24 protein-coding genes are annotated in these 18,274 nt (G+C 56.3%); 12 read left to right on the top strand and 12 right to left on the bottom strand.

Going from position 1 to position 18,274, the window contains the following annotated elements; all coding sequences use genetic code 11:
• The first annotated feature begins 405 nt into the window (after nt 1-405).
• On the top strand, nt 406-903 hold the full coding sequence (locus AAFM46_RS13195; RefSeq protein ID WP_343318260.1) for a DEAD/DEAH box helicase family protein: 498 nt from the start codon (nt 406-408) through the stop codon (nt 901-903).
• A gap of 194 nt (nt 904-1,097) precedes the next feature.
• Here AAFM46_RS13195 and AAFM46_RS13190 read toward each other — a convergent pair whose 3' ends face one another.
• Nucleotides 1,098-2,147 carry a serine/threonine-protein kinase gene (locus tag AAFM46_RS13190; RefSeq protein ID WP_343318259.1) on the bottom strand — a complete coding sequence of 350 codons (1,050 nt, stop codon included), beginning with the start codon at nt 2,145-2,147 and terminating at the stop codon, nt 1,098-1,100.
• A 139-nt stretch (nt 2,148-2,286) separates the two neighbouring features.
• Here AAFM46_RS13190 and AAFM46_RS13185 point away from each other — a divergent pair, with 139 nt between their 5' ends.
• Nucleotides 2,287-2,625 carry a hypothetical protein gene (locus AAFM46_RS13185; RefSeq protein WP_343318258.1) on the top strand — a complete coding sequence of 113 codons (339 nt, stop codon included), beginning with the start codon at nt 2,287-2,289 and terminating at the stop codon, nt 2,623-2,625.
• Here the strand turns inward: AAFM46_RS13185 and AAFM46_RS13180 are convergent, their stop codons facing one another.
• Together AAFM46_RS13180 and AAFM46_RS13175 are read right to left on the bottom strand one after the other, a co-directional pair.
• Complete coding sequence (locus tag AAFM46_RS13180) at nt 2,626-3,000, bottom strand: hypothetical protein (protein WP_343318257.1); 375 nt, start codon at nt 2,998-3,000, stop codon at nt 2,626-2,628. It lies immediately after the preceding gene.
• Between the two features lie 521 nt (nt 3,001-3,521).
• Nucleotides 3,522-3,653, bottom strand: coding sequence for a hypothetical protein (locus tag AAFM46_RS13175; RefSeq protein ID WP_283531021.1), 132 nt, complete (start codon nt 3,651-3,653; stop codon nt 3,522-3,524).
• A gap of 49 nt (nt 3,654-3,702) precedes the next feature.
• On the opposite strand from AAFM46_RS13175, the gene AAFM46_RS13170 reads away from it, so the two are divergent.
• The 3 genes from AAFM46_RS13170 to AAFM46_RS13160 all read left to right on the top strand — a co-directional run bounded on the left by AAFM46_RS13170 (nt 3,703) and on the right by AAFM46_RS13160 (nt 4,826).
• Nucleotides 3,703-4,245 (top strand): type IV toxin-antitoxin system AbiEi family antitoxin domain-containing protein, encoded by a 543-nt coding sequence (locus AAFM46_RS13170; RefSeq protein ID WP_343318256.1) that lies wholly within the window; start codon nt 3,703-3,705, stop codon nt 4,243-4,245.
• Nucleotides 4,242-4,493 carry a hypothetical protein gene (locus AAFM46_RS13165; RefSeq protein WP_343318255.1) on the top strand — a complete coding sequence of 84 codons (252 nt, stop codon included), beginning with the start codon at nt 4,242-4,244 and terminating at the stop codon, nt 4,491-4,493. The genes AAFM46_RS13170 and AAFM46_RS13165 overlap by 4 nt, the downstream gene beginning before the upstream one ends.
• Before the next feature lie 90 nt (nt 4,494-4,583).
• Nucleotides 4,584-4,826, top strand: a complete 243-nt coding sequence (locus tag AAFM46_RS13160) for a hypothetical protein (protein ID WP_343318253.1) — start codon at nt 4,584-4,586, stop codon at nt 4,824-4,826.
• 191 nt (nt 4,827-5,017) lie between these two features.
• Here the strand turns inward: AAFM46_RS13160 and AAFM46_RS13155 are convergent, their stop codons facing one another.
• Nucleotides 5,018-5,236, bottom strand: coding sequence for a hypothetical protein (locus tag AAFM46_RS13155; RefSeq protein ID WP_283531017.1), 219 nt, complete (start codon nt 5,234-5,236; stop codon nt 5,018-5,020).
• A gap of 67 nt (nt 5,237-5,303) precedes the next feature.
• Between AAFM46_RS13155 and AAFM46_RS13150 the strand changes: the two genes are divergently transcribed.
• Nucleotides 5,304-5,966 carry a DUF3841 domain-containing protein gene (locus AAFM46_RS13150; RefSeq protein WP_343318251.1) on the top strand — a complete coding sequence of 221 codons (663 nt, stop codon included), beginning with the start codon at nt 5,304-5,306 and terminating at the stop codon, nt 5,964-5,966.
• Between the two features lie 387 nt (nt 5,967-6,353).
• Here the strand turns inward: AAFM46_RS13150 and AAFM46_RS13145 are convergent, their stop codons facing one another.
• The 5 genes from AAFM46_RS13145 to AAFM46_RS13125 all read right to left on the bottom strand — a co-directional run bounded on the left by AAFM46_RS13145 (nt 6,354) and on the right by AAFM46_RS13125 (nt 9,467).
• Nucleotides 6,354-6,590: a hypothetical protein gene (locus AAFM46_RS13145; protein WP_343318249.1), complete on the bottom strand. Its 237-nt coding sequence runs from the start codon at nt 6,588-6,590 to the stop codon at nt 6,354-6,356.
• 78 nt (nt 6,591-6,668) lie between these two features.
• Nucleotides 6,669-6,872, bottom strand: coding sequence for a hypothetical protein (locus AAFM46_RS13140; protein ID WP_343318247.1), 204 nt, complete (start codon nt 6,870-6,872; stop codon nt 6,669-6,671).
• A 556-nt stretch (nt 6,873-7,428) separates the two neighbouring features.
• Nucleotides 7,429-8,196 carry an SCO1664 family protein gene (locus tag AAFM46_RS13135; protein WP_343318244.1) on the bottom strand — a complete coding sequence of 256 codons (768 nt, stop codon included), beginning with the start codon at nt 8,194-8,196 and terminating at the stop codon, nt 7,429-7,431.
• Nucleotides 8,196-8,750: a DUF3090 domain-containing protein gene (locus AAFM46_RS13130; protein WP_343318242.1), complete on the bottom strand. Its 555-nt coding sequence runs from the start codon at nt 8,748-8,750 to the stop codon at nt 8,196-8,198. Before AAFM46_RS13130 ends, AAFM46_RS13135 begins: the two co-directional genes overlap by 1 nt.
• A gap of 24 nt (nt 8,751-8,774) precedes the next feature.
• Nucleotides 8,775-9,467 carry a histidine phosphatase family protein gene (locus AAFM46_RS13125; RefSeq protein WP_343318240.1) on the bottom strand — a complete coding sequence of 231 codons (693 nt, stop codon included), beginning with the start codon at nt 9,465-9,467 and terminating at the stop codon, nt 8,775-8,777.
• 169 nt (nt 9,468-9,636) lie between these two features.
• Between AAFM46_RS13125 and AAFM46_RS13120 the strand changes: the two genes are divergently transcribed.
• Nucleotides 9,637-10,026, top strand: a complete 390-nt coding sequence (locus AAFM46_RS13120) for a Rid family detoxifying hydrolase (RefSeq protein ID WP_343318238.1) — start codon at nt 9,637-9,639, stop codon at nt 10,024-10,026.
• A gap of 77 nt (nt 10,027-10,103) precedes the next feature.
• Here AAFM46_RS13120 and AAFM46_RS13115 read toward each other — a convergent pair whose 3' ends face one another.
• A complete protein-coding gene (locus tag AAFM46_RS13115) occupies nt 10,104-10,727 on the bottom strand; it encodes a hypothetical protein (protein WP_343318236.1) in 624 nt (207 codons plus the stop codon).
• A gap of 406 nt (nt 10,728-11,133) precedes the next feature.
• Between AAFM46_RS13115 and AAFM46_RS13110 the strand changes: the two genes are divergently transcribed.
• Nucleotides 11,134-12,390 (top strand): FAD-dependent oxidoreductase, encoded by a 1,257-nt coding sequence (locus AAFM46_RS13110; RefSeq protein WP_343318234.1) that lies wholly within the window; start codon nt 11,134-11,136, stop codon nt 12,388-12,390.
• A gap of 17 nt (nt 12,391-12,407) precedes the next feature.
• On the opposite strand, the gene AAFM46_RS13105 is transcribed toward AAFM46_RS13110, so the two are convergent.
• On the bottom strand, nt 12,408-13,109 hold the full coding sequence (locus AAFM46_RS13105) for a DUF2071 domain-containing protein (protein ID WP_343320450.1): 702 nt from the start codon (nt 13,107-13,109) through the stop codon (nt 12,408-12,410).
• 314 nt (nt 13,110-13,423) lie between these two features.
• On the opposite strand from AAFM46_RS13105, the gene AAFM46_RS13100 reads away from it, so the two are divergent.
• The 3 genes from AAFM46_RS13100 to AAFM46_RS13090 are packed head-to-tail and all read left to right on the top strand — an operon-like array spanning nt 13,424 to nt 15,712.
• Nucleotides 13,424-14,233, top strand: coding sequence for a glycosyltransferase family 2 protein (locus AAFM46_RS13100; RefSeq protein ID WP_343318232.1), 810 nt, complete (start codon nt 13,424-13,426; stop codon nt 14,231-14,233).
• Nucleotides 14,223-15,107 carry an endonuclease/exonuclease/phosphatase family protein gene (locus tag AAFM46_RS13095; protein ID WP_343318230.1) on the top strand — a complete coding sequence of 295 codons (885 nt, stop codon included), beginning with the start codon at nt 14,223-14,225 and terminating at the stop codon, nt 15,105-15,107. The genes AAFM46_RS13100 and AAFM46_RS13095 overlap by 11 nt, the downstream gene beginning before the upstream one ends.
• On the top strand, nt 15,104-15,712 hold the full coding sequence (locus tag AAFM46_RS13090) for a hypothetical protein (RefSeq protein ID WP_343318228.1): 609 nt from the start codon (nt 15,104-15,106) through the stop codon (nt 15,710-15,712). The genes AAFM46_RS13095 and AAFM46_RS13090 overlap by 4 nt, the downstream gene beginning before the upstream one ends.
• On the opposite strand, the gene AAFM46_RS13085 is transcribed toward AAFM46_RS13090, so the two are convergent.
• Nucleotides 15,709-16,104 carry a VOC family protein gene (locus tag AAFM46_RS13085; RefSeq protein ID WP_283531003.1) on the bottom strand — a complete coding sequence of 132 codons (396 nt, stop codon included), beginning with the start codon at nt 16,102-16,104 and terminating at the stop codon, nt 15,709-15,711. The two genes, AAFM46_RS13090 and AAFM46_RS13085, sit on opposite strands and share 4 nt — an antisense overlap.
• Nucleotides 16,105-16,327: 223 nt before the next feature.
• Between AAFM46_RS13085 and AAFM46_RS13080 the strand changes: the two genes are divergently transcribed.
• Entirely contained in the window at nt 16,328-18,148 is a 1,821-nt protein-coding gene (locus tag AAFM46_RS13080) for an ABC transporter substrate-binding protein (RefSeq protein WP_343318226.1), read from the top strand.
• Nucleotides 18,149-18,274: the final 126 nt, after the last annotated feature.

Raw genomic sequence — 18,274 nt, 5'->3', positions numbered from 1 at the left:
GCGAGGGCCAGAGGTTTTGCACGCTACGTGGATGCTAAGGGGCATTACGGCCGTCTGCTCACGCGTCGACGAAGTCGTCCAATTGCCCGGCGAGGTTGGAGTGCGTTCCTGCGTCCCGTGGGTTATGTCAACATGGACACGTGGGCGGGGTGCAAGTAGGGACGCACGCCGAGCATTAACGTCACAGCCTGCAACAGCGTAGTGGAGAGGTTGACTTATGCCCTTGTGGGATCACCAGAAGAAAGCCGTCGTTGTGCTGCGGAGATACTTGCGCGGCTGGAACTCCGGAGACGGCGCGGCGCTCATCACGATGCCGACGGGGACAGGCAAGTCTGCAGTAATTGCTCAGATTCTTGCCAATGTTCCTGCGGCCGGACGCTTGAAACACATGATGGTGGTGACGCCATGGTTGGGCTCGCGCAACAGATTGCTGAGGACATCGACGAGCGTGTCTGGCTGAACCTCGGACTTCCCAGGCCCATGAATCTTGGAGGAGTCAAGATCGTCAGAAGCGCGAAGTCCTTTCTTGAAGAAGTCTCAAAGCCAGCAACCCAGCCCACTGTGTTCGTCGCGACATTTGCGATGGCGCTCGAGGTCCTCAACCAGGAGGACGTCGGGATTGAGGGCATGGCGAGAAAATTTGTCGAGTTTGGCGGGGTCATCGTGGATGAATGTCACTATGAGCCAGCGCCAAGCTGGTCGCAGGCAATCCGAGCGATGGGGCTGGGGCTACCAATCTGCCTCCGATGCGAGGACTGGTCTGAAGAGCTTGGTCGATTCGGCGGGTGGCACCACCGCGCAGGTCCCCATGCGTGCGACTGGACGAACCACTACGACGAGTGCCCGTCCTCGGCGAGCGTCGGCGGGCGACCGGACTCCAGGCCTCCTACTGGCGTTTACTAATATTTCTTGACCATCGGAACGTGGTGGAGTTTATATTTAGTGTGTAATTAATCGTCTGCGAATGCCCCGGTTTCTTTTGAGTAGCAGGGGCATTCGTGTGTTTAGTGTCGTCGATCTTAGGGTCATCAGTATCTAGAGAGCGGGCTCTCGCTGTGACGCACTGTATCGCTGCTTGAACAGATCTCGTTCTGGACTCAAAGACTCGCTGTGAGCTGCTGCAGCTTCACGGGTAGCTTTCCCGGGGCGACGAGAAAGTCCGGTTTGCCGGAGACTTGTCGTCCACTCGCGGCCATTCGAGCTCTGACTTCGATCGGACCACTGTCGACTTGTTGGCAACACACTTGGATTTCCTTCTTAGAGCCGTGGCTCGCCCCAGAGATGCAATACACGTGTTCTGCATGATTTACGCGGTTCCAGTCCCTAATGCCTTGCACAGCGCCAGCTAAAGAGTTGCCGAATTCTGTTGCGCTCGGATGACGTTTTTGCGGATCACGATTGAGCGACTTCCGTATTACAGCGCCAACCGATCGGGACACGTGCGGAGCGATGGTCCTAAGCTCCCGAAAAGAACCGGCCATAATTTGATCGCGCTGTTCCAGTTTTGTATCCCGATGATCTATTGGGTACTCGCCGCTCAAGAAGTAGAACGCAGTCGCCGCAAGTGAATAAATATCGGTCAACGGTGAGCATTTTCCATTTTCGTCGAGCACCTCCGGTGCAACAGTGCAATAAGTTCCGTTCGGAGGCGCTGTGCCATCGACATCAAGGAGATGGCAGAAACCCAGATCGCCCAGAACGGCCTCATTGCCGCCGAGCAGGACATTGGCAGGTTTGACATCCCGGTGAACCATATCGGCTCTGTGGATACGATCGAGGCCCGAAGCAATTTGTTGCACAAGTCGGGCTGCAGTCGAGGCGGAGAGGCCGAATGGTTCGGAGAAGCCCTGCAAATCGCCACCGCTCATTACAGGAGTGACGATGAATCGGATGTCACTGTCGATCACGACATCGGCGTTGATTACATTTAACAAGAATCGCGATTTGAGGTGCTCCAGGAGTTGGGCCTCTTTCCAAGATCCTCCGGGGTTCTCATCCTGCGGGTTGAGCAGTTTCACCGCGACCCTTTTGCTCAGGTGTCTGTCATGGGCCTCGTAGACAGAACCACCAGCTCCAGCGCCAAGAATACCTACGAGCTCGTAGCGATCGTTAATGGTCGTTCCCGTAGGAAGCTCCGATAGGTTCACAAGTCAAGTATAAGATACGCGTATGGGAATGCGAGTTTTAGGTGTATCTGTGGATCCTGCGGCCGGGAATCCGAAAGTCAATGTAACTATCGTCGAACTGCAGGCGACTGGCCCCGTCCTCGTAGACAGTTTTACCATTATGACGACGGAGAGTGAGCCGGGCGCACAGGCAGTCAGCCTAGCCCGACTTGTCCAAGGGCGCATTCCGGCCCTGTCGTTTGAGGCCGCCGCGATCAAAACCGCAGGTGCATCTCCGGTCCCGCGTAGAAACCGTGCGGCGTTCCAACGAGCTCACGCTGAAGGGGCTTTACTTTTTGTTCTGAATGAGGGCACTGATGTCCGTGTGGAGGCCAAAGACGCCCAGGGGCTCGCGACACTTGCTGGAAAGAAGAAAGCTGATTTGGAGGCCAGCGCGGAGGAGCTAACCAGTCGCAAGTTCCGCGATGCCGTATACGCCGCACTCGCTCTGTTGCCGTAACTAAGGTCGCATTGGTTCGACATGAACGTAATCGAACTCAGTGACCCTGATGGCCTTTTCTGTGTCAATTAACGGGTTGAGCACGATGCCGATGAGTGGCGATTGATTACCGTGGTTCCGCAAGCGTAGAGCGGCGCGGGCGAGCATGGTGCCGCTTGCGTAGTTCACGTCGAAGACTATTGAAGGTCCGCTGCTGTGTCCGTGCATGGTCGGACTCAACATCATCGCCGCTCCGAGTACTCGCTCGGCCTGTGGACTTGCAGCGACCACGCCGAAGCCTTTGTATGAGGTAACTGCGTTCACCAGAGCTTCAGCACATTGCCGTAAGCATTGAGCGTCGTCATTTTCGCGAACAATTGCTGAGCCACTGGTCATGATTCCTACTAGGTCCACAACGGTCTCCTTCCGGCGTTCGCGCAGTAATAGTGACGGATAGGTTTAGACTATCGCGTCAAGTGCCCGAGCTCCATAAGGGTATGGGGATCCATTTTGTTGTACGTTGAGTTGCAGAGGTTGCTTTGGGCATGCCCGGTCCCATGGCTTGGATACTGGCTCTTGAAATGCGTTGTGCGACGAGTACGCGAGACCTTATTAGCTCGGTATGAAGTTGTAATGTCTGATCGTAGACCCCGGACGCGCATGTGCGTTGTCCCCAGAGGTTGGTACGTGCCGGAATTCGGTGGAGTTCGCTTCAACGTCTGAGCGGCTGGACTGCTTTGTGAGACGCCCTGGATGCTTCGAGCATCCAGGGCGTCTTAGTCCGCTAGTGTGGCCTAAGATGGGTGGCAAATCATTGGTTTATCTGACACCGTGTGACCTTGAAATGGTGCATCCTGCTGACGCTGGGCTCATAGATATTGCTTAAGCCAATCAGGCGTGATCGGATCGTCAGCACCTCACGATTCCACGACTTCCTCGGCTTCGTCCCAAGTGTTTTCAGCACCGTCAAAGAACTTCTGGTTGTGGCACTTATACTTGACGGCGCTGTCCTCTCCAAGCTTGTATTCCTTAGTTTTATAGATCGTCATGAAAAGCGCTGGCTCGTCACAACACTACCGATTTCGGTTTAGTTGTGACATGGTTGCAGGCGCGAAGTACCGAGACATCGTGCGTGAGCTAGCGCTCGATCATTACGGGTATGTCAGCACAAAAGAAGCTATCGAGGCAGGCGTTCCCGCGGTTGAGCTCCCCAAACTGGCCGCTAGGGGCGGTTTGGAGAATGTCGCTTACGGACTGTACCGCGTGCCGGAAGTCCCACCCACCCGTTATGACCAGTTTGCTGAGGCTCTCCTGCGTGTAGGTGAGGGTGCATACCTCCATGGGGAATCGGTGCTGGCCTTCTTCGGGCTCGCCGATGTCAACCCTCGCCGGATCAAAGTGGCCGTTCCGCGACGCGCGCGGCCGAAGCTGCCCTCATTCGTTGAACTGGCACAGGTGAGAGGGGGCGCACCTAGGACTGTCTATGAGGGACTTGCCGCGCAACGCGTTGCCGATGCTCTCCTTGAGTGTCGTGGGCGTGTCGAGACTGAACGCCTAGTGAATGCCACTAAAGAGGCGCGGGCGGAAGGGTTGTTAACTACCGCCGAATGGCAGCGAGTGAAAAAAGGACTCAAGAAATGACGTACACGGACACGCGGACGAATATGCACTCCTTAGAGCGAAGAATCCGCAACATCGAAGGTGACGACGGGTTGGCCCAACGGCGTAGGATCTGCATGGCCTTGGTCGTCGTTGGCCAGCCGCTCCCCGGGGGAGCAATCAAGGATGGTAGCGCTATGGCGCTGCGTGATGGGCAGGGGACGCGGTTTACCAAGGACCTCGACGCCGCACGGAACCAGACACTGGCTCAATTCCACAGCGATTTCTAGGCTGCCTTGGAGGAAGGTTAGGCTGGGTTCACCGGGCGATTGGTCGAGAAAGCCGCACCTCGACCGCCAGCCGTTCCCACGGTGTACGTCATGCAACCCTTCGACGCGAAGCTCGACTATCGAGGCAGACAGTGGTGCACAGTAAGGTTCGAGCTTGGTCATACCGAGATCGGCGACGCTAACGAACCCGAGCTCGATGACAAGGAGGAACTTCTCGACGTCGCTGGGATGCTGATCCCGCTACAGGGCGAGATCATAGACAAGACGTACGATTCGTACCCGGCAAGTGAGTCCCCAGAGTTCTGGATCCAGTCGAACAAGCGGGTCTCGTAGTCAGACGTGTTCCGCGCGTGTTCGATTCGCTCCGCCTTTCGTTTGCCTTTATTCGACAGCGGCTGAGCAGGTTCCCACCCAGCGAACTCACGGCCACGGACGATGGGGGAATTTCCGGCTCGACTTTGCTCCCGTCGGTGCAGTGTCTCACCGCCGTTGGATGATCCCAGCCTCGGCTTATTCGATGTTGATCACCGGTAGCCCGGCCTTGTGTGGTCGGAAAGCACTGTACTTCCACCGGCCCACCGCACCCCGCAGGTGGGGCACGCGATGTACCAGTTGTCGGTGGCGGAGGACTCGATCATGCGGCCCACGTTCTCACCACTGGACGGGCACCAGGCTTTCATGTCCTCTTCTTTCTGGAGGATCGCTTCTTCTATTTTTACGATGTCCAAATTATCTTTGCTCATGACGGTAACTCTAGTCGGAAGCACCGACAAGCAAGGGTTGTCGGTGCGGTACGGAAGAATAGTGCTCATGCCACCGTTTCCGATTCGATCCGCTGCGCCAGAGACGGCTGTACCTCCGGGCAGGCTCGCCCATGACCTGCACGCTGACGTTTTACTCCTGCACACGATCCAGACGCGTGCCGCGTTCGAGGAACTGTTGACAACAGAGGTGTTGTTGCCGGACTCGGCTCTGGCGGATCCGTTCTTGTCAGAGGCGTATGGTTGGATGGGCCGGATGATGGCGGCGCAGTTGCCCACGTCTGGTGATGCTGCGCTGTGGTTGTGGGCAAAGATTCGACGGGTCGATCTGGTCGCCGACTGTCGTCGTGCTCGGGGCCAGGTCCTGCTGACCTGCAGGATTCCTCGGGAAAGGGTCCTTCTGTCGCACTTCGATGAATGGCATTCCGTGCTCAACTCGACTCTGGCGATCCCGAAGTGGCCAGGAGAGCCAGAAGACGAGTTCGATAAGCGTTGGGATCAGATTTACGACGGCTTCCATGCGCGTCTCAAGGCCGCCGGCGTGGTCAACACTCCGATCAGTCATTGGCCCGCAGCCTTGGTTGAGGAGGCCGAGCAGTCCTGGGGGTGCATCTTCGACAGTACGAATTTTGGCACAAGAGACTACTGGCAGGCCACGGTGCACCGACTGCACGCCGCGGACGTAATCGACGCCGTCAGGATCATCGATTAGCTAGAGCATAAATTGGGCGGATCGCTCATTTCTCGTCTGGGCCGTTGATGCCACAGCCGTGGCTGCCGGCTCGTGCGGTACGCTCGGCAGATGCCTATGCTTAGGCGTCGACGAGTACATCGATTTGTACAACCACCGACGACTCCACGGAGAAATCGGATAGATCCCGCCAGTCGAAGAAGAAGCCAACTACAACTCAAATCTACCTGCCCTCAAAACGCTGGAACGGGTCTAATAAACCCTCCACCAATCCCGGGGTTTGACACAAGCTTTGGTGTCGGTGCTTCGCCACCCGAGCTAACCTCGGGGCTTTCGGTATCGCGATTCGAACAGACAGTGGCTCCGTGACAAATTGGCAGGGTGAAACCTTAGTCTGAGGCTAGGTGGCTAAGGCGACGTGGTGGGGCGGTGGCAGAAGCCCCAAGCTGCGCAGTACTGGGCCGTCGTCCAGTCGTTGCCGGCAAAGTACAGCTGATTCCATTTCGGAACAGCTTCGGTCTCAGCGAACTCACGGTAATACAGGGTGAGGGAAGCGCCCGGGTTCGTTGACGGAATTTCCAGGACAACTTTTGCTCCGCTGCGGGAGATTGACACCGGTGCCCCGGCAGGGTTTTGGAAGTTCACAGGAGAGCCTCTGAAAAGTGGCGACGCTTCAGCCGCAGCAACAATGGCAGCAGGGCTATAGTGCAGGTGTTCCAGGGGTCAGTTGTTCTTATCTAGCTTGGTAAGGGACCACGGCTCTTCACGGCCCACCTGCTTCCAGCCGTTGATGGCCACTTGTAGGGACTCCTGTGACGTCCTGTGGCCTTGCTCGGCCACAATTCTGCTCTCCTTCGACACCTTGAATGTCATCCAGGCGATGATCAAGGTCACAACGGCAATCACCATGGACAGTAGAAAGGACATGGATGGTTCTGGTGCAGGTACGGGCTTGAGCTGCTGGAATCCAAAGCTCACTTTAGGTGGCCGGGAACGTCGAACGGAACCGCGCGCGACGTAATGGCACAGGTTGCCAAATCAATCTGAAACTGGATTGCTGGTACTGGCGGATCAGTTGGAGGAGTCGTTGCGGCGGAGTCTACGTGGGACGAGCGGCAGGAACTGTGCTTAGGCCGTTCCGGAGCCGGACGCTTACCGGGTCGGGATGAACATCGGGTGTTCACAGCGGACTAGCGGTAAAAAGTGTTATTGGTGCGATTTTCGGAAAATGGAGTTGTAGCATGCGGCGTGGCTGAGCGTTTTGAGCCGACGTCGTGCGGAGAACAGAAATCAGATGAGTTGGAGGCCGGAGGATAGAAGGTTGCTGAGAGTGAACCGGCGGCCCAAAGATTATTCGATTACGGAACGTGGTGGAGTTCCGCTTCAACGTCTGAGCCGCTGGACTGCCTGAAACTTGTACCGCTGACCGGTAGAGAGGGTGACTCAACGGGGCGCAGTCTGGGAAGCCAGGACCGTCATTCCCTTAGAAAAGCGGCCAAGGAACCGCTGACATCTCACCGCTTGGAGCCGGAAACTGCCCTGCCAAGCGCAACCCGGCGCAGCGCGTGGCGAGCGATGCGATTTCTTCGGCGCTGAGCAAGTCCGTCAAATTTCGCCCCAGCTCACCGTGAAGTCCTTCGCTGACACGATCTATGCCGTCGAGTTCCTTAGCGCTTAGGTCCTCTCCCACCCATCCCCACAGAACCGTTCGCAGCTTGTGGTCACGGTGAAAGGTGAGGCCGTGGTCCACACCGTGCCGGAGTCCGTCAGCCATCGAAAGTATGTGATCGCCTTTGCGGTCGGCGTTGTTGATGATGATGTCCAACACCGCCATACGTCGCAGCGCTGGCGAGTCTTCGTGCACGAGCGCAACCATCTGCCCGTTCTCACCGCGTCCTTCGAGAACGTATTTCCAGCCTGTCGCCGGCACAAGGTCAGTTGCGATAAGGTCGACGGCGTTTTGGGCGGGGTCTTGCTCCTGCCAGAGTTGCACCATGCCTTCGCCCAGTGGACCATCGCGCAACCAAGTATGCGGCACCACGTCGCCGCCGAAGACCTGCGAGACTAGATACGCGGCCACCTCTCGATGAGCCAGACTTCCGTGCGGAAAATCCCATAGCGGGCTTTCGCCTGCTATCGGCTTGTAGACCACCACCACATCGCCGATGCTGCCCAGGAATGTAGCGTTTGAAGCCGTCGTGATCCGACCGGTGAGAGTCAGCTCAGAGGTCGCTAGGTTTGGCGCTGCCATCAGGCCTCGGGAGGGAGGCAGAGGTGCCCGTCGGCGTCCATTGGGTACCCGCAGAGTGGGCACGTGGGACGCCCTGCGCCCACGATCTCATGGGTGCGCATGGCGAAGGCGCGGGCGGTACCGACTGGCATGCGCACCAGCAGCATTTCTGGCTCGTTGGCGGCGTCTTCTTCAAGCCATTCGTCGTTGTCATCAGCCTCGACAGTGGTGATGGGGTGGGCTTCAATGACAACCTGGGCTGTGGTGGGGTCCCACCCTAAGCTCATGGCCCCGGTGCGAAACTGCTCATCGACGGCTTCGAGTTGGTCATTGTCAACAAGTTCAATGGGAGTGCTCGTGGGAACACTGAAGGGGTTACCCTCCAAAGTGATGAGCTGATCAAGAATTTCCTCGATCTTCTCTGCGAGCAGAGCGGCCTGCTGCTTCTCAAGGGCAATACTGAGAATCTGCTTCCCTGCGCGCACCTGCAGATAAAAGGTACGTGTTCCCGGAACGCCAATGGTGCCAACGACGACCCGATCCGGCCAGTCAAACTCGTGGATATGTGTAGACATATGTGTAGTCTAGGCACATTTGCTTCACGGCGCCTTTTGACCTGCACCGCCACCCACCGGCGCATCACCACCCAGAATTTTGTTTGAAAGCCACGATAGATCGCCTGCTGTGGTGTTCGTCGCGTAGACGCTCGGCCGATCAACGCCGTAATGCACGATCGATACAGAGGCAGGGCCAACGTTAATCCGCTGGAACAGGTCAAGGTGCATGCCGAACGCATCGGCGAGGATTGACTTGATGATGTCACCATGACTGACAACAACCCATACGGCCTCCGGCCCGAACTCGGCTTCGAAGGCTGCGTCATGGCGTCGAATTGCTGCCACAGACCGAGCCTGCATCCCGGCCATCGATTCACCCCCGGGAAAGACGACGGCGGACGGTTGCGACTGCACCACTGGCCACAGATCCTCGGTCGCGAGATCACACAATGTGCGGCCCTGCCATTGGCCGTAGTCGCACTCGATGAGAGCCGGATCGATCAGCGTATTCGGCTTGCCAGCTTGGCGATCGAGGATGAGCTGAGTTGTCTGCTGGCAACGCTCAAGAGGGCTTGAAACCACCCCGACTAGGGGCACGGCCGCGAGCCGTTCTCCTGTCAAAGCCGCTTGGTCGCGCCCGACCTGGTCCAGATCGACGCCCGCCGTCCGGCCAGCCAGCAGTCCAGTGGCATTGGCTGTGGTGCGGCCGTGCCGCACGAGAATTACTGTTGTCATCTAACCAGCCTAGCCACAAGGGCGTCGCGCGGTTCGTGCTGGCACAATTCGCGCTGGCGTAATATGAGCAGTTGATCCCATTCATTAGCTGTTAACGCGTATATCTCAACTTTAAACAACATTTGGGTGGGTTTGTTTTAGGTAAAAAGGTAGGTTCTAGATTATGCAAATGAAGCGTAATTCTATTCATGCTCCCGGAGCGCCAGCCGCTGTGGGACCGTACTCCCATGCAGTTCGCCACGGAGGCCTGCTGTTCCTCTCCGGCCAAACTCCGATTGACCCGCAAACGAGAGAGATTGTGGCTGGTGGGATCGAAGTGCAGACTCGGCAGGTGTTTGCGAATCTGGGGACAGTGTTAGCAGCTGCGGACTCGAACTTCGACGCAGTGCTGAAGGTCAACGTGTACCTGACCACCCTCGATGACTTCAGCGCTATGAACGCGATCTACGGTGAAGTTTTCTCCGAACCGTATCCGGCAAGAACAACGATCGCGGCGGCAGGTCTGCCGCTGGGGGCGGCTGTGGAGATCGAACTTGTGGCCAGGGATTCCCGGCCGTGACATCCGAGTAAAACTACCCTAGTTGGGAGCACTCAGGAGCAGGTGCGTGCCACACGCACTGGTTCACATTGATCGTCTCACTGCTTCCACTCAGGGCTGTACTTGGAGTTCTCGCTTGAACTTTTCGTAACTTCCATGTGGGGGCTTACCGAGAATATTCCGGAGATGTCGGAGCGGGAGTTCGTCAGGGCCCATTCGATCAGCCGGCTCCAATCCACGGATCCCGCAGGCATATCCAGTTTTTTGCCCTGAATGTCACGCAATGTGATGGTAGTTACTTGAGTCAGTTTGCTAGTCACAACCGATTCAATATCTCCATAGTTCATTGTCCCCTTGACGACAAGGTACTTGCAGTAGCTCAGTCCTTCAGAGCCCAGGGTCAGGCGGGTGGAATTTTTAAGCCACAAGAAGAGTCCCACAAGCAGAAACACAACACCGATGACAGCCTGGGCCACGAAGTCATCCGTAATCGGGGAACCGGCTGATAACGCAACCATGATCTGTGTAATACCGATTGGGAGGAAAATTGCGCCAACAAAGACAGTGAAGACACCAGTGATTCTAAGTAGCAACGGCGGACGGTAGGTTCCCTGCTCACGTTCACGCTGGTGCCGGCGTCTAACAAACAGCCATGTCACGGTCGTGATACCCCCAATGAGGAGGAAAGGCAGGGAGATGGCAAAAATCGCGTCTAATGTCACCCTGCTCAAGCTAGCCGGGAGCCTCCACACAGCGCAAATCTAGCAACTAAGCCGATGGGACGGTTTTAGTGCGCGCTATTTTGAGAGTTGCGTGAGAGTGATTCCCATAAGAGCGAGCACCACGGCGAGTGTCATCCAGATCCATGTGCTGATACGCGAAGGCGAAGGTCGGTGCAACTTTTCGAACCCGCGGTATAGGTACCCAACGTAGAACATCACGATTGCCGAAAGCAACAATGGAATCGCGGCAATGTAAAACAACAGAGGCATACGCTAAAGATACTTCTAGCGACTCGTGATTCGAGAATGCCAGCACCATTCGCGTGCAGATGGAACGAGTATTTCGGGGAACTACCTACCGAAAGCCCGGCCAACGCTAGACTGAAGCGAAACTGGACGGAGCCCCATGGAAGCCGATGTCATCGTCATTGGAGCAGGACTAGCTGGTCTGCAATGCGCACGTAGGGCACAACGCAACGGTCACAAGGTCATTGTTCTTGAGGCTGGAAGTGCCGTTGGTGGCCGGGTTCAGACTGATCAGATCGATGGATTTCTGTGTGATAGGGGGTTTCAGCTGCTAAATCCGGCATACCCTGCGGTGCGCCAATGGATCAATGTGCCAGCACTGAAACTCCAGAAATTTGGTGTTGGCGTTGTGGTTCGAGTCGGTGAAAAGACCACCACCCTTGCTCATCCGATCTACCATCCCACACACGCTCTTGCCACACTGCGCAGCGAGCTCACCTCAATATCTGAACTAGTTAACCTCACTCGATGGTTTGTGCCGACCCTGTTGCGTCCCTCAATTGCCTACCGCTCCTGGCGCGATCAAACACTTAGTGAGTCACTAGACGGCGCGGGCGTTGCCGGACCACTAAGGCGTGATGTACTTGATACTTTTCTCGCTGGAGTGCTTGCTGATAGCTCAGGAGAGACCTCCGCGAACTACTCACGAGTGCTGATGCGCTTCTTTGCCCTTGGTACTCCCGGTCTTCCGCGTCAAGGGATGAGGGCCCTACCAGAACAGATGGCGTCTTCGCTCCAGAATTCCGTTCTATTGAACTGCGCAGCCAGGGAACTGCAGGAGATACCAGACGGCATTCAAGTCAGGACAGACAACGGGATAATCCGTGCACGAGTTGCCGTTCTGGCAGTTGGCCCTCAGGATGTCCCTAAGTTTACAAATTTGTCTGCGACTCTCACCCGTGGGCTAACCACTTGGTGGTTCCGAGCGCCGGATCGACCGCGAAAAAGCCCGTTCTTGATGTTGGATGCGAGCCGCCCAGGTGGCGGTCCTGCTGGACCGATCTGGCACACCGCCGTGGTCTCCGATGCTGCACCCTCTTACGCGCCCGCCGGTGAGCATCTCATCGAGGCAACAACTTTGCTGGATCGTCCTGACGGCCTCGCCTCCGAAGCCGACGTCCGTCGTGACCTTGAACGCCTTTACCAGACCTCCACCAAGGATTGGGAGATCCTGCGCCACGATGTGGTGCCACACGCACTCCCACTGCATCCGCCACCATTTCAAAACAACAGTCCAATCTGGGCGGGGGAGAGGACTCTTGTGACAGGGGACCACCGCAGCGCAGGATCCATTCAAGGTGCACTGACTTCCGGAGACTGTGCGGGACAAACCGTAACGGACTACTTGCGCCGTTGATCGCCAGGACTAACGGACTAACGGACTCTATTGCGTTGCTGCGGAGAAGCGAACACAGTTGTCACTTCCGTGGCATAAAGCACGGAATCGGGGGCCCGATCAGCTAGCCCTTTGAAACCTGCTGCGGCCAGGAGTCCATCGTCAAGGTGCACAAGCTTGGCGTGCTGGAGTGGCCAGGACTGGTGATGGTTCCGGCAGTAGATGGTATGGCCCAAGTGCCTCTCATGGAACCCCCACCGCGACGTCAAAAAGGTTGATACCGGGTCAAGGGCGATTGCAGCATTTGCTGCTACATCGTGACTTGGCTGCACGATCATGTGTGATGAGGCGTCGGGTTGGCCATGGCGTCTTGTCAAGTAGGCAACCATGCCATCGCGTTGTTCCAATTTCATTGCCGCCCACTGATACTTCAGACCGAACGCCATTCGAGCTATGAGCACTGGGATCACGTGTGATGCTTCAAGGCTGAGAAAAACAACCCCTCGATGGCCGAGCTCGTCGATCGAGTACAAACGAACGTTCACTTCAGGAAAGTTCCCAAGCCACGGGATACTCGGACTGCCAAAGAATGAACTCTTTGACATTTGGAACCCGATAAGCCCCACCCACGTACTTCCATTTATCACATCAGGAGTGCATCCTGCGGGCATATAATCTTCGACCAGTTTTGGATCAACTTTCCAATGCAAAAAGCTGACATCACTCCACCGCTGTCGCAAAATGGCGGCGCTACCTAGAGGAGGGGGACGCCGGTCAATTGCATATGGATAGGACTCCAATTTAGGCCTCCAGTTGCCAAGTAGTTGTACTAACTCCGTTTTGGAGCTTAGTGCTAAGGGCGATGCACTGCTGTATCGCTGTCAGTACTAGGATAACGGTGGCCTGCCCTTATTCCAGCTCAGTTTCAACACAGAAAGCTTGCCATTCCTCCCGATTTGTTGGTGAGCCATCTATTGATGAGCCGCAGTTAGCTGTCCCATACCGTGGGCGAGCAGCTAATCTAGGATGAGCAGAGCGCCGGACAGGAGCCAACATGCATACTGAGAATCAAAGCATGCCCCCAAGTCCGCAGCGAGCCGTGGTTTCAGTGGTCATCCCTGTTAAGAATGACAGCGCTGTCCTAGGCAGATGCTTGCGAGCCCTAGGGGCGCAAACCAGACCTGCTGATGAGATAATCGTGGTGGACAATGGCTCATCAGATGACTCGGTCCGTACGGCTGAGGTTGCCGGGGCGACCGTGATTTACTGTCCTGAGCCCGGCATACCTGCGGCAAGTTCACGGGGCTACGACTTTGCAACCGGTGACCTGATCTTCCGGCTGGACGCAGATTGTGTGCCACCAGAATCATGGATCGCCAGCAGTGTGAATTACTTCGCACATCACACTGATGTCTCAGTCCTCACCGGTCCCGCCAGATTCATCGACGGTCCGGCCGCTATAAGAGTGCCGCTGTCTGCGATTTATCTTTCTATTTACACCCTAATGACGGCTCCAGCGTTAGGACATAGGCCCTTGTTTGGATCCAATTTCGCAATGCGTCGTGAGGTTTGGCAGTCGGTTCGAACGTCCGTGCATCGTGACGACCCCGAATTACACGACGACCTTGATCTTTCGTTCCACATCGGTGAGCGTCACCACGTTCAGTACCTTAAGTCTGAGGCGATGGGTATGTCCATGCGTCCGTTCAGGAGTATGAGCTCGTTCCGCCGACGTACCTACCGTGGCTTTCGCACCGTAACGGTCCATTGGCCCAGGGACTTTCCGCCCCATCGTTGGTTCAGGATGGTTACGCTTCAGTGCCGGAGCCGGCTGGCCTCACTGGGACTAACCCATGAACACTGAGAATTCCCAGGTCGGTCCCCCGGAGCCGCCACCCGCACGCAGGAGTAACCTCGTTGGATACGTGGAGGCGCCGTCGCTGCACGTTATGAGTTGGAATGTTCGACGACGGATCCCTCACCTGATTCCTCGGCCCGCGGATCGATGGGACCGCCGAGCGCCTGCACTCAAAGCATTGCTGAGTGCTGAACGCCCTACGCTCTTGGGTGTACAGGAGGCGCTTGCGGATCAAGCGCAGTTCATTGGCGATTCTTTGGGGGCCAACTATGCATGGGTTGGTCGGGGGAGAAATGCTGACGGTAGGGGTGAGGGATGTCCAATATATTTTGACACGCAAAGACTCGATCTAATCGACTGGATACAGACCGCGCTTTCTGATCGGCCAACACGACCCGGTTCAGTATCGTGGGGTAACGTCATCCCACGAATTCTGGTGTCAGCTGCGTTCGTGGATCGTGCGAGCGCTCGACGCTTCATGGTCCTTAATACTCATCTTGATCACCTGTCCGGTCATTCACGTTTGCGGTCCGTTCAAGCCATTCGTCGGATCATTGCCGACAGCGAGTTGCCCGCGGTATTGACTGGGGACATGAATGCACCAGCTGGTAGCAGCGTGTTGTGTGACCTGTTTCAAGATGATCTGGTGGTGGAAACATGGGTGAACGCGCATAGTCGTGAAACTGAGGAATGGGGCACTTTTGCCAACTACAAAGCTCCCCGCAGCGGCGGCAAACGCATCGACTGGATTTTTGCCTCACCAGTTTTCCGTGTAGAGCGTGTGGCAATCAACACACAGCAATATAGAGGAGCATGGGCATCAGATCACCTACCTGTTCAAACGGTGCTTGCGCTCCCCGAGCACAATAACAGCCCGTGATAGAGAACTTTCTCCGCGCGGCATGTGGCCCAGTGGAGCTCGGTGCAGATGTTCTGCGGGCAGTGGGAACAGTGAGCGTAGTCTTAGCCGCAATATTCTTTGACCTCACCGATGCAGCCATAGTTGCGTTTGCGTTGCCGGGACTTTATTTTCCACGATTTGTCGGGATGCGGGCGTGGGCGGACCTGCTATTTGCGGGCACGGTACTTATTGCTGCGTGGAGCAACGTTTTTGATCTCTACACAAGAATTAGCTGGTGGGACCTGGCAGTGCATTTCGTGTGCACCGGCGTTGTTGCAGCGGGGGCTTATCTTGTGCTGGCAAACCTGCAGATCGTTCCTCTACTGCGGGGAGGAAGAAACTCGAGAACGTCGGGGGTCATCCTCACATTAACCATAGGACTCGCTTTGAGTGCCGTCTGGGAGATGGTGGAATGGCTGGGCCGTGCCTACATCAGCGATGAAATCTACACCGCTTACGGGGACACAATCGCCGATATGGCACTGGGTGGGTTGGGTTCTCTCACCGCCGGATTTGCCATCGCTTTTTTGCCATTATTGCGCACAGATCAGCCAGGAAACGACAAGGTAGCTAAGGCGCCCTAGGTGTTGCTGGGGGTGTGAGCAGAAGAAGCGTGAGTGCTGAGCACGCAAAATTCGTTGCCTTCCGGATCTGCCAACACTACCCACGACACCTCACTTCCCTGACCCACCTCAACCCTGGTGGCACCCAGCGCTTCCAGGCGCGCTACTTCGGCAGGCTGATCATCCGAGCGTAGATCAAGATGGAAGCGATTCTTTATAGACTTTCGCTCTGGTACCCGGAGGAATAAGAGGTCTGGAATGACTCCAGCCTCGGGACTGTCGGCAGGGGGCTGCAAGGCGACTTCATCGCCGTCGTCCTCGGTAATCCGCCAACCCAACGCTTCAGCCCAGAACCGTGCGATCTCAGACGGTGAGATGGAGTCAATGGAGTAGGTCTCGATTCGAATTGCCATGGCGCCATTGTGCCACCTCTATGGCTGTCCTGAACAGAGTCCTCACGGGCACGGTTGATGAACATGAATCGCGGATAGTGCAATCGGAGAAGAAACATTACCAGGAGCCGAACGGGTGGCTGCGGTACTGTATCTTGCAGGACTATTCCCGGGTGGGCATGGCGTGAAAGTTATCGCCGAATGAATCTCGGATGAACATTGAAGCGAAGAATTTGGAGGTGGAATGCGGCCCGGACGCATTTCCAAAGTACTGGCCATGGCCGCGGCGCTGGCTCTCACCCTGGCGGCATGCACAAGCACGCCGCCACCACCCAACGAATCCACAACATCGCCAACCCCTACCCCCGGCGGAAACGTCACTGTTCTCGAGAGTGCGCCATTCACCTCATTTAACGCCAGCAGCGTCACAGGCAGCACTTCAACCAACACTCGGATCGAAGCAGCCACTCACTCAGGATTCAATCATGTGGGCACTGACCTGAAAATTGTGAAGAATGAAAAGTTTGGTAAATACGAGAAGATCAAGGACCAGCCACTGACGATTAAATACACCATTAATAGTGGCGTTCAGTGGTCTGATGGGGCGCCCGTCACCGCAGATGACTTGTTGTTGGAGTGGGCTGCGGAATCAGGCTATTTCAATGATGCAACCTTGGATGAGAATTTTGCCGTCACAACAGGCACAGCATATTTCCACACAGCCGGAGATAACACAGGCCTTGCTCAGACCGAAGTCCCCGTTATCGGTGACGATGGGATGTCCTTGACACTGACATACACCACTCCTTTTTCCGATTGGGAAACCGCACTGGGGACAACTGTGAGTGTTCCGGCACATGTTGTGGCCATCCGTTCGGGGCTTGCGGATGCTCCGGCACTGAGCGCCCTGATGCAACTTTTATCTAAAGGCGATGCAGCCAACCCCGGGCCTGCCAACCCAACTCTGCGCAAGGTTGCCGATTTTTGGAACACAGGCTTCGACACCAAGAGTATGCCCGACCCTTCGTTGGCTCTCTCCAATGGCCCCTACCTGGTGAAGGCAATCACCGCGCAGAAGGAATTAGTTCTTACTCCCAACGCAGACTACATGTGGGGAGAAGAGCCCAAACTTGATACCTTGACTGTGCACTATGAAAGTGATCCGGCGAATCAACTGGGGGCACTCGAGGCACAGACAGCCGACATTATTTCACCAGCGGTGACGAGCGAACGGCTGGACACTTTGGCCGGATTAAAATCTGCCGGCGTCCAGATCCAACAGGGCCAGGGACTGGGTTTTGACCAAGTGGTGCTTAACTTCCAAGGAGTCCTCTCTCCTCCAGATTTTAGGACGGCCTTCCTGCGTACCGTTCCCCGACAAGAGATCCTGGAACTGGTGGCTAAGCCGCTGAATGCAGATGCACAACTATTGAACTCATTTTTGTTCCATCCGGGGCATGTTCCGTACAAGGAATCTGTGGCTAGTAGTGGCATCAATGCCTTTGCGCAGGCCACGCCGGAGACTCCCGGAGCCGTCAATCCTGGGATGGAAAAGGCTAAGGAACTGCTCGACGGCGCCCGGCCCACGGTGCGGATACTGTACAACAAGGATGACCCCACCCGGCTCCAGGAATATTCACTCATTGCGGCCGCAGCCACAGAGGCAGGCTTTACAGTTACGGACGCCGGCAGGAACGCCGGGGAGTGGCTGGCGGCGCTGAAGGACGGTGCCTTTGATGTGGCGCTCTACGGCTGGATCAGGAATTCCACGGGCTCAGTTCAAGTGCCTCAAATTTTCCGGACGGGAGCAGCCTCCAACCTCAATCACTTCTCAGATACTGTGGTTGACCAGCTCACCGCGCAACTAGCAGCGGAGCCGGATGAAGCCAAACAAAACGCGTTGAAAATGCAGATTGACAAGCTTGTCATTGAAGCGGGCTATGGGTTGCCGCTGTTCCAGCGCACAACTCTGAGCGCCAGCGGTAAGCATGTTGCAGGGGTGGAATACTCGCCCTTGGAGATTGGTCCATGGGCCAGTGTTTCCAAGTGGTCATATGTCAAGTAGGCACCTGCCGGCGCGGGGACATGTACCCATCGCGGTGGCGTTGTATCGAAGCTAGTCTCTATCAAAGATGATGCACCGCAATGGGCCTTCCCGCCTTTGTCAGCTGTGCGCCGCATTGAAGGGAAC

Origin of the sequence: Arthrobacter sp. TMP15, assembly GCF_039529835.1 — a bacterium.
Classification (GTDB): domain Bacteria; phylum Actinomycetota; class Actinomycetes; order Actinomycetales; family Micrococcaceae; genus Specibacter.
The sequence above is the reverse complement of the archived record's forward strand: the minus strand, read 5'-3'. Positions and strand labels throughout refer to the sequence as shown.

Excerpts from the sequence above, each read along its gene's own strand:
- AAFM46_RS13195 (WP_343318260.1), top strand. The coding sequence starts at position 406 with ATGGTTGGGCTCGCGCAACAGATTGCTGAGGACATCGACGAGCGTGTC.
- AAFM46_RS13185 (WP_343318258.1), top strand. The coding sequence starts at position 2,287 with ATGACGACGGAGAGTGAGCCGGGCGCACAGGCAGTCAGCCTAGCCCGA.
- AAFM46_RS13180 (WP_343318257.1), bottom strand. The coding sequence starts at position 3,000 with ATGACCAGTGGCTCAGCAATTGTTCGCGAAAATGACGACGCTCAATGC.
- AAFM46_RS13175 (WP_283531021.1), bottom strand. The coding sequence starts at position 3,653 with ATGACGATCTATAAAACTAAGGAATACAAGCTTGGAGAGGACAGCGCC.
- AAFM46_RS13170 (WP_343318256.1), top strand. The coding sequence starts at position 3,703 with ATGGTTGCAGGCGCGAAGTACCGAGACATCGTGCGTGAGCTAGCGCTC.
- AAFM46_RS13165 (WP_343318255.1), top strand. The coding sequence starts at position 4,242 with ATGACGTACACGGACACGCGGACGAATATGCACTCCTTAGAGCGAAGA.
- AAFM46_RS13160 (WP_343318253.1), top strand. The coding sequence starts at position 4,584 with ATGCAACCCTTCGACGCGAAGCTCGACTATCGAGGCAGACAGTGGTGC.
- AAFM46_RS13155 (WP_283531017.1), bottom strand. The coding sequence starts at position 5,236 with ATGAGCAAAGATAATTTGGACATCGTAAAAATAGAAGAAGCGATCCTC.
- AAFM46_RS13150 (WP_343318251.1), top strand. The coding sequence starts at position 5,304 with ATGCCACCGTTTCCGATTCGATCCGCTGCGCCAGAGACGGCTGTACCT.
- AAFM46_RS13140 (WP_343318247.1), bottom strand. The coding sequence starts at position 6,872 with ATGTCCTTTCTACTGTCCATGGTGATTGCCGTTGTGACCTTGATCATC.
- AAFM46_RS13135 (WP_343318244.1), bottom strand. The coding sequence starts at position 8,196 with ATGGCAGCGCCAAACCTAGCGACCTCTGAGCTGACTCTCACCGGTCGG.
- AAFM46_RS13130 (WP_343318242.1), bottom strand. The coding sequence starts at position 8,750 with ATGTCTACACATATCCACGAGTTTGACTGGCCGGATCGGGTCGTCGTT.
- AAFM46_RS13125 (WP_343318240.1), bottom strand. The coding sequence starts at position 9,467 with ATGACAACAGTAATTCTCGTGCGGCACGGCCGCACCACAGCCAATGCC.
- AAFM46_RS13120 (WP_343318238.1), top strand. The coding sequence starts at position 9,637 with ATGAAGCGTAATTCTATTCATGCTCCCGGAGCGCCAGCCGCTGTGGGA.
- AAFM46_RS13110 (WP_343318234.1), top strand. The coding sequence starts at position 11,134 with ATGGAAGCCGATGTCATCGTCATTGGAGCAGGACTAGCTGGTCTGCAA.
- AAFM46_RS13100 (WP_343318232.1), top strand. The coding sequence starts at position 13,424 with ATGCATACTGAGAATCAAAGCATGCCCCCAAGTCCGCAGCGAGCCGTG.
- AAFM46_RS13095 (WP_343318230.1), top strand. The coding sequence starts at position 14,223 with ATGAACACTGAGAATTCCCAGGTCGGTCCCCCGGAGCCGCCACCCGCA.
- AAFM46_RS13085 (WP_283531003.1), bottom strand. The coding sequence starts at position 16,104 with ATGGCAATTCGAATCGAGACCTACTCCATTGACTCCATCTCACCGTCT.
- AAFM46_RS13080 (WP_343318226.1), top strand. The coding sequence starts at position 16,328 with ATGCGGCCCGGACGCATTTCCAAAGTACTGGCCATGGCCGCGGCGCTG.